This is a genomic window from Frateuria sp. (genome assembly GCF_013362045.1).
Taxonomy (GTDB): Bacteria; Pseudomonadota; Gammaproteobacteria; order Xanthomonadales; family Rhodanobacteraceae; genus Frateuria_A.
This window is the reverse complement of sequence record NZ_JABFWW010000143.1, coordinates 1-11787: the sequence shown is the minus strand read 5'-3', so window position 1 is coordinate 11787 and position 11787 is coordinate 1. Positions and strand designations below refer to the sequence as shown.

9 protein-coding genes are annotated in these 11787 nt (G+C 68.6%); 5 read left to right on the top strand and 4 right to left on the bottom strand.

Translation table 11 applies throughout. The features are described from left to right. The first annotated feature begins 344 nt into the window (after window positions 1-344). Window positions 345-2090, top strand: a complete 1746-nt coding sequence (locus HOQ08_RS06905; RefSeq protein ID WP_291192663.1) for an alkaline phosphatase family protein — start codon at window positions 345-347, stop codon at window positions 2088-2090. Between the two features lie 125 nt (window positions 2091-2215). Continuing rightward, window positions 2216-3721: a cytochrome c peroxidase gene (locus HOQ08_RS06900; protein ID WP_291192661.1), complete on the top strand. Its 1506-nt coding sequence runs from the start codon at window positions 2216-2218 to the stop codon at window positions 3719-3721. Here HOQ08_RS06900 and HOQ08_RS06895 read toward each other — a convergent pair. Beyond that, on the bottom strand, window positions 3649-4287 hold the full coding sequence (locus tag HOQ08_RS06895) for a nuclear transport factor 2 family protein (RefSeq protein WP_291192659.1): 639 nt from the start codon (window positions 4285-4287) through the stop codon (window positions 3649-3651). The genes HOQ08_RS06900 and HOQ08_RS06895 overlap by 73 nt on opposite strands. Here HOQ08_RS06895 and HOQ08_RS06890 point away from each other — a divergent pair. Further along, window positions 4174-5112: a LysR family transcriptional regulator gene (locus HOQ08_RS06890; RefSeq protein WP_343203814.1), complete on the top strand. Its 939-nt coding sequence runs from the start codon at window positions 4174-4176 to the stop codon at window positions 5110-5112. The two genes, HOQ08_RS06895 and HOQ08_RS06890, sit on opposite strands and share 114 nt — an antisense overlap. 136 nt (window positions 5113-5248) lie before the next feature. Here the strand turns inward: HOQ08_RS06890 and HOQ08_RS06885 are convergent, their stop codons facing one another. Then, window positions 5249-6100 (bottom strand): oxidoreductase, encoded by an 852-nt coding sequence (locus HOQ08_RS06885; RefSeq protein ID WP_291192655.1) that lies wholly within the window; start codon window positions 6098-6100, stop codon window positions 5249-5251. Between the two features lie 125 nt (window positions 6101-6225). On the opposite strand from HOQ08_RS06885, the gene HOQ08_RS06880 reads away from it, so the two are divergent. Beyond that, window positions 6226-7110 carry a LysR substrate-binding domain-containing protein gene (locus tag HOQ08_RS06880; protein WP_291192653.1) on the top strand — a complete coding sequence of 295 codons (885 nt, stop codon included), beginning with the start codon at window positions 6226-6228 and terminating at the stop codon, window positions 7108-7110. A 67-nt stretch (window positions 7111-7177) separates the two neighbouring features. Here the strand turns inward: HOQ08_RS06880 and HOQ08_RS06875 are convergent, their stop codons facing one another. Beyond that, window positions 7178-9538 (bottom strand): glycoside hydrolase family 3 N-terminal domain-containing protein, encoded by a 2361-nt coding sequence (locus HOQ08_RS06875; protein ID WP_291192651.1) that lies wholly within the window; start codon window positions 9536-9538, stop codon window positions 7178-7180. A gap of 139 nt (window positions 9539-9677) precedes the next feature. Here HOQ08_RS06875 and HOQ08_RS06870 point away from each other — a divergent pair, with 139 nt between their 5' ends. Beyond that, on the top strand, window positions 9678-11531 hold the full coding sequence (locus HOQ08_RS06870) for a family 43 glycosylhydrolase (RefSeq protein WP_291192649.1): 1854 nt from the start codon (window positions 9678-9680) through the stop codon (window positions 11529-11531). 79 nt (window positions 11532-11610) lie between these two features. Here the strand turns inward: HOQ08_RS06870 and HOQ08_RS06865 are convergent. After that, on the bottom strand, window positions 11611-11787 hold a 177-nt coding region (locus tag HOQ08_RS06865; RefSeq protein WP_291192665.1), incomplete at its 5' end, for a glucoamylase family protein.

Below are 11787 nucleotides of genomic sequence, written 5' to 3'. Positions count from 1 at the left end.
CGCTCGATTCGAGGTCTTCCAAGCAAGGGTGTAGCTCCAGGCAGCGGGCGCCCGCAAGCGACCACCGAGCCGAGGACATTCGACTTGCTCCGTCCCGGCATCCAGCTCCCCCGCAACAGCCGCAGGAACGTGCGTTCAAGCCGTTCGCTCTTCGCTCCACGCCTCGCGCCTGCACACGGTGGCGAATCCACCGGCTGTCTGTCCCGGAACCTTCATATCCGGGTGCTTGAATCGTGGGGTCTCTGGGGACACGCACGAACGCATCGCAGACACCGCTTGGGGAATCCGCGGACCTTCGGGTCCTTCATGGCCGGCATCGTCACTTCTTCTACCAGGAGTCTTTCATGCCCAGTCTTTCCATGTTCCGCAAGGCGCTACTGCCGGCATCCATTGCCGTCGTCAGCCTCGCCTTTGCCGCCTCGGCCCAGGTCAGCGCGACTGACGACCACGCCAACCCGACCGCGTCGTCCGGATGGACCCCGCCGCGGGGCGAAGCCCGCACCGCGACGCCGATCAAGCACCTGGTGGTGATCTTCGACGAGAACCGCTCGTTCGATCACTACTTCGCCACCTACCCGCATGCGGCCAACCCGGACGGCGAGCCGGCCTTCCACGCCAGGCCGTTCACGCCGCAGGTCGAAGGCCTGGATGCCCGCCTGCTCACCGCAAACCCCAACAAGCTCAACCCGGCCAATGGCGTGAACGCGGTCAATCCGTTCCGGCTGGATCGCACCCAGGCCAATACCGAAGGCCAGAACCACGGCTACACGGCCGAACAGCAGGCCTACGACAACGGCAACGCCGACCTCTTCCCGCTGTACACCGGCAACAATACCGTCAGCAGCACCGGCGCCTTCGGCACCCACGGACTGGTGATGGGCTACTACGACGGCAACACCGTCACCGCGCTGTGGAACTACGCGCAGCGCTTCGCGATGAACGACAACGCCTACACCGACACCTACGGCCCATCGACGCCGGGTGCATTGCACCTGGTCTCCGGCACCATCGCCGGCGCGATCATCCCGGCCGGCGCCACGCCGAGCGGCGTGACGCCCGACGGCCAGGGCGGCTACACCGTCACCGGCGATCCCGACCCGGCCTTCGACGTCTGCTCCAAGGCGAGCAAGTCGGTACAGATGACCTCGAAGAACATCGGCGACCTGCTCAATGCCCGCCACATCAGCTGGGGCAGCTTCATGGGCGGCTTCGACCTGACCGCGGTGAACGACAACGGCAGCACCGGCTGCGCCCGCAGCACCTATTCGGACGTGCTGGGCGGCAGCAAGACGGACTACATCCCGCACCACGCCTGGTTCCAGTACTACGCCTCCACCCTCAACCCGACCCACGCGCGCCCGACCTCGCTGGACTACGTCGGCCACGCCGATCCGAAAGACGCCACCGACATGCCGGTGCACCACGCGTACGACCTCGCGGATTTCTACGAGGCCGTGAAGGCCGGCAACTTCCCCGCGGTGAGCTACATCAAGTCGCCGGCGGTGGGCGACGCGCATCCGGGCAATTCGGACCCGCTCGACGAGCAGGCCTACCTGGTGCAGCTGGTGAACTTCATCGAGAGCCGGCCGGAGTGGAAGGACACCGCGATCGTCATCACCTACGACGATTCCGACGGCTGGTACGACCACCGCTACGCGGCGCCGACCACCTCGTCGGCCGATCCGGCCGCTGACCAGCTCAACGGCGCCGGCCTCTGCACGAGCCCGCAGGCGCAGCCCGGCAAGGGCATCGACGGCAAGGTGGTCAACGGCCGTTGCGGCCCGGGTACGCGCATTCCGTTCCTGGTGCTGTCGCCGTATGCCCGCAGCAACTACGTGGCGAGCAACCGCGTGACCCAGTCCTCGGTGGTCCGCTTCATCGAGGACAACTGGCTGGACGGCGAGCGCATCGGCCAGGGTTCGAACGACGCCAGTTCCGGCAGCATCATGGACATGTTCGACTTCCACCGTGGTCGCGCGTTCGCGACCCAGCCGCTGTTCCTTGATCCGGATAGCGGCACCGAGGTGGCGTCGTCCGATCCGGATCATGGGCACGGCCGCGGTCGTTGGCCGAGGCCCTGGCGCTACTGATCTGCGGTGATCCGTCGGCTCGTGCGCGGTCCTGCCGGTCTGCGCATGACCCGGCGAGCATCGTCCCACCACCGTTTCGCCGGGCTTGCCTGGCGGAGCGGTCGTCGCTGCAGAGACCGACCACCATGGCCCTTTTCCGCATCAGCTCCGGCGCAGCGCGTGGCGCGCTCGCCACCCGTTTTCATCAGGCCGCCGCACGCTGGTTCGGCGGTTCACTATGCCTGGCTGCCATGGTCGGCACAGGCCTGGTGCTGGCCTGGATGAACCACGCGCAGGCCGCGCCGGTGGCATCCGACACTGCCGTCGTAAGCAACGGCATCAATCCGCACCCCGTCGAATTGCGCTTGCCGCCGGATCGCCCGTTGAGCGCCGTGGCGCAGCTCGGGCGGCGCATGTTCTTCGATCCGGCGCTGTCGGCCTCGGGCCGGCAGTCCTGCGCCTCGTGCCACGACCCGGCGCACGGCTACAACCCGCCCAACGGGCAGACGCTGCAACCGGGGGGCGCGCGCATGGGACAGCTGGGTTTCCGCCCGCCGCTGTCGCTGGCCTATCTGTACCGGCAGCAGCCTTTCGGCATCGGGCCGGACGCCGGCGAGGCCGAAGCACCGGCCAACCTCGACACCCTGGCCCGCACCGCCGGCCAGACGGCGCGCGCGCAGAAGTCGGCCGGCACCGCGTCGGCCAGCGCGCCGCTGGTGCCGATGGGCGGGCTGTTCTGGGACGGCCGCGCCGCGTCGCTGCAACGCCAGGCGCTGGTGCCGATGCTCAATCCGGTCGAGATGGCCAACACCAGCATCGAACAGGTCGCCGCCAAATTGGCCGCCAGCCCGTACCACGCACAGTTCCAGCAGCTGTTCGGCGAGGGCATCCTCGCGCACCCCGATCGGCTGGTCGCCGAGGCGATGTTCGCGATCGGCCGCTTCGAAATCGAAGACGCTTCGTTCCATCCCTTCACCAGCAAGTACGACGCCTGGCTGCAGGGCAAGGCGCGCCTGAGCGCCGCGGAAGCGCGCGGCCTGGACCGGTTCAACGATCCGCAGAAAGGCAATTGCGCCGCCTGCCACCTGAGCAAGGTCACGCCCGACCGGCTGCCGCCGCTGTTCACCGACACCCAGTACGAAGCGCTGGGCGTGCCGCGCAATCCCGCGCTGCCCAGGAACCGCGACCCGCACTTCCACGACCTGGGCCTGTGCGGCCCGTTCCGCACCGACCTGGCCCGGCAGACCCAGTACTGCGGCATGTTCGTCACGCCGACCCTGCGCAACGTGGACCGCCGCCAGGTGTTCTTCCACAACGGCGTCTACCGCACGCTCAGGCAGGTGCTGGATTTCTACAACCTGCGCGCCGTGGCGCCGGAAAAGGTCTATCCACGCGACGCCAATGGCACGCTGGCGCTCTACGACGACCTGCCCGCGGCCTACCATGCCAACGTGGACACGACCGATGCCCCCTTCGATCGCCACATCGGCGACACGCCGGCGCTGACCGACCAGGACATCCGGGACATCATCGCCTTTCTGCACACGCTGGACGACGGCTATTCCCGGCCCGGCCTGATTCAGCCAGGGTTCTTGCCCCAGAGCACGTTGACCACCACCCAGCGTCCGTTCCACAGCGCCAGTTCCAAATAGTCGACGCCATACCAGGCGACGATCTTGGCCGTCGCGGCATTGGCGAAGACGTCGAGCACGGTCACATCGTGGCGCTGCCTGTCGGGCGCCACCTTTCCCTTTCCTTCGCGCGTGAGTTCGATGAGCTGCTGCGCGCCGATGTCCTGCGTGAGGATGCTGGCGCCGCTGTGCGGGTCGATGCCCACGTGCCGCATCACGAAGCGCGGATGCAGCGCGCGCGCCATGCGCGCGGCGTCGCCGGCATACCAGCTCTCCTCGAAATCCAGCGCGGTCTGCGCGATGGCCGCGCGATCGGCGGCGCTCGGCGCCTCCGCTTGGCAGTGGGCGCTGGCGGCCAGCAACAGCGACGTGAGGATGAGAAAGGCGGTGCGGGACATCGGACTCTCCGGAGGACGATTTCCGCCACGGTAGCCCGGGATCACCCATCCATCCAATGGAATGTTTCTTTGGATATGATTCGTAAATCTTATTCTGAAGGCCCGGTTTGCATGGACCTCAAGCACCTTCGCCTGATCCAGACGGTCGCGCAATGCGAAGGCCTCACCGCGGCCGGCGCCCAGCTGCATCTATCGCAGCCGGCCTTGAGCCAGCAGCTGGCGAACATCGAAGCCGAGCTCGGGTTGCGGCTCTTCCACCGCCTGGGCAAGAAGATGGTGCTCACCGCGGAAGGCCGCCTGGCGCTGGATCACGGCCGCGAGCTGCTGGCGGGCATGCGTGATCTGGAGGAGCGGCTGCGGGGACGCGCGCGCGGCCTCTCCAGCGAACTGCGCCTGGGCATCCAGTGCTACACCGCCCTGCACTGGCTGCCGGAGGTGATGGCTCGCTTCTACCGGGCGCACCCTCACGTCGAGCTGAAGATCGTGGGCGATGCGACCCACGAACCGGTGCGTGCACTGCTGGATGGGCGCATCGACATGGGCATCCTCAACATGGAAGAGGAGAACCCGCGCCTGCGCATCACGCCCCTGTTCAAGGACGAGCTGGTGGTGGTCAGCGCGCGCGGCCACCGGTTCGGCGCGAAAACGCATGTGACGGTCGAGGACCTGATCAGCGAGCACGTCATCGTGTATAGCTCGCCGCAGGCGAACGCGGGCGTTCTCGGCGCGGCGCTCAAGCCCGTGCGCGGGCGATTGTCCCGGATGACCGAGCTGCAGTGGACCGACCCCATCATCGCGCTCGTCGCCGCGGGCATGGGCGTGGGTATCGTTCCGGACTGGGTGCTTGCCGCACCCGCCAGCCGCAGGAAACTCCAGCGGACGCGGATTACGTCGCGTGGACTGCGCCGGACCTGGAGCATCGCCACCCTGGATAGCCCGGCGGTCCCGTCATGCGCGAGCGATTTTGCGCAGGCGTTGATCGAGGCTACCCGCAAGGCCCAAGGCCAAGGTTAAGCGGTCGGAGCGTCCTTCTTCTGTTGCTTCCCGACCCGCGCGGCAGGTGCCTTGGGTCCAAAAGGTGCTCACCTCGCGGCAGGCAACACTTGCGCCCCCGATGATCCGCTCTGCCTATCGGGGACTGCGACGCGATTTATTTGGCCAGGTCGTCCGTATCACGCGCGGTCGCCGTGCCGACCCGGGTCCACATGTCGAGGTCGCGCAGCAACTGCTCGGCGTGCCCGCGCACCGCGTCCAGCGCGTCCTGGCCAAGCTGCAGCCGCAGCGGGGTCCGTTCGGCGCGTAGCGCTTCGTCGATCGCCTGGGCGGCCTTCATCGGGTCCCCGGCTTGAGTGGCATGCATGGACCGGGCGAACGCCCGGGTGCCGCCCACGGTGTCGCGATAGGCGTCCAGTTCGGGCATATGCTTCATCGCCGCGCCGGCGAGGTTGGTGCGAAACGCACCCGGCTCGACGATCAGCACCTTGATGCCCAACGGCGCCACTTCGGCGGCAAGTGCCTCGGACAAGCCCTCCAGTGCGAACTTGCTCGCCGAGTAGGCGCCGAAGCCGGCGAAGGACATCTGCCCGCCCATGCTGGACATGTTGACGATCGCGCCGGTGCGCTGTGCGCGCAGTACGGGCAGCGCCGCGCGGATCACCGCGGCGGAGCCGAAGAAGTTGGTCTCCATCTGCGCGCGCAGTTCGTCCGCTGGGGTTTCCTCCACGGCGCCGACGATGCCGTAGCCCGCGTTGTTGACCAGTACGTCGATGCGGCCGAAGCGCTCGACCGCCGCGGCCACGGCGGCCTCGGCGTCGCCTTCGCGGGTGACGTCCAGCGGAAGTGCCAGCACGCGCTCGGGCGCCTGTGCCACCAGGGCAGCGAGCTTGCCGGTGTCGCGGGCAGTGGCGACCACGCGGTAGCCGCGTGCCAGCGCATGACGGGCGAAGGCGTCGCCGAACCCGCTGGATGCGCCGGTGATGAACCAGACCAGGGAAGTTGCCATGGGGAGTCTCCTTGTTCGGCGCGGGGATGGCGCCTCTGGGACCTACGATGCGCCCGCGGGGACCAATTGATAATTCCGTTTGATTCGCACGGGTTATTCGATATTGTTCAGCAATGGATCGTGACGTGCTCACCCATCTCCCCGTGGTCGCCGCCGTCGCGCGACGGCTCAGCTTCGCCGCGGCGGCGGCCGAACTGGGCATGAGCCCGTCGGCGGTGAGCCACGCCGTGCGGCTGGTGGAGGAGCGGCTGAAGGCGCCGCTGTTCGCGCGCACCACGCGCAGCGTGGCGCTCACCGAAGCCGGCGAGGATTTCTTCGCGCGCGCATTGCCGGTGCTGGAGCAACTGGGCGAAGCCATCGAGGCGACGCGTGCACTCAAGGGCGTGGTCAGCGGCACGCTGCGCATCAACGCGCCGCGCGTGGCGCTGCCGATGGTGCTGACCGACCTGGTGGTCACACTGGCCACCTGCCATCCCGACCTGGTGGTGGACGTGACCTGCGACGACGCCCTCACCGACATCGTGGCGCAGGGCTACGACGCAGGCGTGCGGCTGGGCGAGATGGTGGCCGAGGACATGGTGGCGGTGCGGCTCACCCCACCGGTCAGGGCGATCATGGTCGCATCGCCGACCTACCTCGCAGCCCATGGCGTACCGGCGCACGTGGCCGACCTGCAGACTCACAACTGCATCAACTACCGCCAGGCCAGCACCGGCGGCACCTACGCCTGGGAGCTGCGCGAGGGCGGCAAGGACGTGGCCGTGACCGTGCGGGGCACGGCACGCGTGTCCGACTCGCTGTTCGCCATCGACCTGGCACTGGCCGGCGTAGGCATCGCCTACCTTTTCGAGCCGCTGGTCGCCGACCACCTGCGTGACGGCCGCCTGGTGCCGGTGTTGCCCAAAGCCGCGATCGAGGAGCCAGGCCTGTTCCTGTATTTCCCCCGCCGCGCTGCGGAAGCACCCAAGCTGCGTGCGTTGATCGGGGCGGCTCGCGCGCGTCTGGGCTGAATTCGCCCGGTATCGGTTCCACTCCTTCGGACGAGGTTTAAGCCCCTCTATTTCGGCTGCCCCGCCGTCACGGTGCGACGTCGAACTGCGCCTGTCCCGTCGCCTGCGAGCTGCCGCCGACCCAGACCGTGTAGTGCGTGGGCTCCACGACCTGGCGGCTGTGGACGTCGTAGAAGGACAGCTCCGGGAAGCCGAGTTCGAAGCGCAGCTGCCGCGACTGGCCCGGTTTCAGCGTCACGCGCTGGAAGCCCTTCAGGCTGCGCACCGGCTGCTCGACGCTGGCGCCGAGGTTGCGCACGTAGAGCTGCGCGACTTCCGTGCCTTCGCGCCTGCCGGTGTTGGTCAGCGTGGCGGTGACCGTCACCAGCGAGCGCGCATCCGGCCGGTTGGCCTCGGCGAGCGGCAGCGTGCTGCGCGACACGCGCACGTCGGAATAGGCGAAGCTGGTGTAGTTCAGCCCATAGCCGAACGGGAACAGCGCGTCGTTCGGCACGTCGATGTAGCGCGAGACGAAGCGCGTGTCGCCGCCGCTGGGCGGCCTGGACAGGTCGGCATCGCCGGCCGGGCGTCCGGTCGGGAACTGGTCGTAGTAGAGCGGCTCCTGCCCGACCGCACGCGGGAAGCTCATCGGCAGCTTGCCGCTGGGCGCCACGTCGCCGAACAGCACGTTGGCCAGCGCGTTGCCCGCCTCGGTGCCGGGGAACCACACCGCCATGATCGCCGGCACGTGCCGGGCCGCCCAGTCCAGCACCAGCGGCCGGCCGGAGAACACCAGCAGCACCACCGGCTTGCCGGTCGCTGCGACCTGCTCCAGCAGTTGCTGCTGGTTGCCCGGCAGGTCGAGGTAGGCGCGCGAACCGGCCTCGCCGCTCATTTCCGACGATTCGCCCAGCGCCATGACCACGACGTCGGCCTGGCGCGCCGCCTGCACGGCCGCGTCGAAGCCGGCCGTCGAATCGCTCAGGATGTCGGCGCCGTGTGCGAACAGCACGCGGCCGCCACGCTGCTGCATGCGCCGCTCCAGCGCCTGGCGCAACGTCACCACGTCGGACGCCTGCGTTGCGCCGCCCCAGGCGCCCTGCATCTCGTTGGAGGCATCGGCGAGCGGGCCGATCAGCGCCACTGATTTAACGCCCGGCCCCAGCGGCAGCACCGGCTGTCCGTTGGCCGGCGCATTGCGCAACAGCACGAACGACTCCTCGGCGGCGCGGCGCACCAGCGGGCGATGTGCGGGCATCGCGTGCGTCACCTCGGTGCCCTGCGCGTAGGGATGCTCGAACAGTCCCAGCGCGAACTTCACCCGCAGCACGCGGCGCACCGCCTCGTCCACGGTGGCCATCGACAGCTTGTGGTCGGCCAGCAGTTTCGGGATCTGCGTGTCGTAGAAGTGGGACATCATGTCCACCTCCACGCCCGCTTCCAGCGCCTTCTTCGTCGCCGTGGCGGCGTCCAGGGCGACGCCGTGGTGGGTCAGCTCCATCACCGCCGTGTAGTCGCTGACCACGAAGCCGTCGAAGCCCCATTCCTTGCGCAGGATCTCGTCCATCAGATAAGGATCGGCGGTGGCCGGCACGCCGTTGAGCGCGTTGAACGAGCTCATCATGGTCGCTGCGCCCGCCTCGACCGCGGCCTTGTACGGCGGCAGGTAGACCTGGCGCAGGCGGATGTCGGACATGTCGGTGGTGTTGTACTCGCGCCCGGCCTCGGCCGCGCCGTAGGCGGCGAAGTGCTTGACCGAGGCGGCCACGCTGTCCGGCTTCGACAGGTCGGTGCCCTGGTAGCCGCGCACGTAGGCGCGCGCCATCGCCGCGCCGAGGTACGGGTCCTCGCCCGCGCCCTCGGTCGAGCGGCCCCAGCGCGCATCGCGCGAGATGTCCACCATCGGCGAATAGAACCACTTCACGCCGGCGGTGGTGGCTTCGGTCGCGGACATGTGGGAGAGGTCATGGACCAGCGCGGTATCCCACGACGCGGCCAGGCCCAGCGGCACCGGATAGATGGTGCGGTAACCGTGGATCACGTCCGCACCGAACAGGATCGGGATGTGCAGGCGGCTGTGCATCGCCGCTTCCTGGAAGGCGCGCGTCTTCTGCGCGCCGATCACGTTGAGCATCGAGCCGAGCCGGCCCTGCTTCGCCAGCGCCATGGCGTCGACCTGGGTCTTGGTCTCCGGGTTGGCGGCCAGCGCCTTGTCGCCGTTGGCGGCGGTCGGCGCGCTGAAGCCCTGGTCGTTGTACTGCACGAGCTGGCCGATCTTTTCCTCCAGCGTCATCTGCTTGAGCAACGCGTCGACCCGCCGCTCGATCGCGGGCGAGGCCAGTTGTGCGTTCGACGGTGCCGCGGCGCGCGGCAAGGCGTCGGCGTCTCCCTTGGCATGGACATCTGCACAGGCAAACGTGCCAGCGAGCAGCAGTACGGCGGGATACAAGCAGGAGATCGATGATCGTTTCATGGACGCACGGAATGCAGGCGGCAGCGCCCGCTTGAGCGTGAGATATTTACACGACCGGGAGTGAAAAGATCCACATCTGACCCGTGGGTCCCCGTTCCGACCGAGGTCGCATGCCATGCCACACGCCTGCCCTGTCCGTTCCCGCCTCGCCCTCGCCCTGTTGGTGGTCGGCACCCTTGCCGCTCCTGCTGCCGGCGCCGCGGTGAATCGGCATGGGCGCACCTGGGCCAACCCGGTCGACGTCGACTACCGCTACAACTACGAGCAGATGAACCAGGGCGTCTCCTACCGCACCGGCGCCGACCCGGCGGTGGTGCGCTACGGCGATGCGTATTACCTGTTCCTGACCCTGGCCGACGGCTACTGGCGCTCCACCGACCTGCTGCACTGGGACTTCATCAAGCCGGACCGCTGGCCGTTCGATGGTCCGGTGGCGCCGGCCACGCTGGTCGCCGACGGCAAGCTGTTCCTGATGCAGTCGGCGATGCAGCCGGTGCCGCTGCTCTATTCCACCGACCCCGTGCACGGCCACTGGAACTTCTGGACCCGCCTGCTGCCGCCGGTCCCCGGTGCGGTCTCGGCCGGCCACGAAAGCGAGATGAAGCCCGGCGACCTGCCGCCCGGCCCGTGGGACCCGGGCCTGTTCCGCGACGAGGACGGCACGACGTACCTGTATTGGGATTCCTCGAACATCTTCCCGATCTACGGCGCGCAGATCGACCTGGCGCTGGACCACGCGGACGAAGGCGAAGGCAAGCGCGTCACCTTCGCCGGCAAACCGCAGGCCCTGCTGCGCCTGCATCCGGACCAGCACGGCTGGGAGCGCTTCGGCCAGGACCACACCGACGAAAGCATCGACCCCTACGTCGAGGGCGCCTGGATGAACCGCCACGGCGACACCTACTACCTGCAGTACGGCGCGCCCGGCACCGAGTTCAACGTCTACGCCACCGGCGTCTACACCAGCGACAAGCCGCTCGGTCCGTTCCACTACGCGCCCTACAACCCGATCGGCTACAAGCCCGGCGGCTTCGTGGTCGGCGCCGGCCACGGCTCCACCTTCGACGACGCCTACGGCAACACCTGGAACACCGGCACCATGTGGGTGGCCGTGAACTGGCGCTTCGAGCGCCGCGTCGACCTGTTCCCCGCCGGCTATCACGACGACGGCCAGATGTGGGTCGACACGCGCTTCGGCGACTTCCCGCAGCGCATGCCCGAGCACAAGCTCAAGCCCGGCGAGAGCACGTTCACCGGCTGGATGCTGCTGTCCTGGCGCAAGCACGCCACCGCCTCGTCGCAGTTGCCCGATCACGGCCCGGCCGAGGTCACCGACGAGAACCCGCGCACCTACTGGGTCGCCGCGCAAAACACGCCGGGACAGACGCTGACCGTCGATCTCGGCGCCGCACGCACCGTGCGCGCGGTGCAGGTGAACTTCACCGACTACAAGGCCGGCCGCTACGGCGACGCGCCGGACATCGTCACGCAGTTCAAGCTCGAAGGCTCCACCGACGGCACGCACTGGACCACGCTTGCCGACCTCTCGCACGAGACGCGCGACCGGCCCAACGCCTACCTGGAACTCGACCAGCCCGCGCACATCCGCTACGTGCGGTACGTGCACGTGCATGTCGGCGCGAAGCACCTGGCGATCTCCGACCTGCGCGTATTCGGCAACGCCGACGGCCCGCCCCCGCCGGCACCGGAGCTGGTGTCCGCCACCCGCGATGCGGACGCACGCAACGCCGAGATCGCCTGGAAGCCGGTACCCGGTGCCGTGGGCTACAACGTGCGCTGGGGGCTCGCCCCCGACCGCCTGCACGAGACCTACCAGCGCTTCGCCGATCAGCCCACGCACCTGCAGTTGCGCTCGCTCAACAAGGGCGTGCGCTACGTGGTGGCCGTCGAGGCGTTCGACGAACACGGGGTGTCCAAACTCTCGCGGGTGGCGACGCTCGAACCCTGACCGACACGGGTGCGTCGGGTCCGCCCTCGTGCGGCGCCTCGGCCGCGGCCAGCGGCAACAAGCGGCCGCTGCGCGCGGGTCAGGGCACGGGCGTGTCCAGCCAGCCGCCGGTGAAGCCGGCCTGCTCCAGGCCTTTGCGGATGTACGGGTTGCGCCGCATCACCTTCCACACGAAGTCGCTGCGCCAGTTCTCGATCATCAGCACGATCGGGCCCTGGTCGATCCCCAGCTGCACGGTGTCGGCCCAACCCAGCTC

Excerpts from the sequence above, each read along its gene's own strand:
- HOQ08_RS06905 (WP_291192663.1), top strand. The coding sequence starts at position 345 with ATGCCCAGTCTTTCCATGTTCCGCAAGGCGCTACTGCCGGCATCCATT.
- HOQ08_RS06900 (WP_291192661.1), top strand. The coding sequence starts at position 2,216 with ATGGCCCTTTTCCGCATCAGCTCCGGCGCAGCGCGTGGCGCGCTCGCC.
- HOQ08_RS06890 (WP_343203814.1), top strand. The coding sequence starts at position 4,174 with ATGATTCGTAAATCTTATTCTGAAGGCCCGGTTTGCATGGACCTCAAG.
- HOQ08_RS06895 (WP_291192659.1), bottom strand. The coding sequence starts at position 4,287 with ATGCAGCTGGGCGCCGGCCGCGGTGAGGCCTTCGCATTGCGCGACCGT.
- HOQ08_RS06885 (WP_291192655.1), bottom strand. The coding sequence starts at position 6,100 with ATGGCAACTTCCCTGGTCTGGTTCATCACCGGCGCATCCAGCGGGTTC.
- HOQ08_RS06870 (WP_291192649.1), top strand. The coding sequence starts at position 9,678 with ATGCCACACGCCTGCCCTGTCCGTTCCCGCCTCGCCCTCGCCCTGTTG.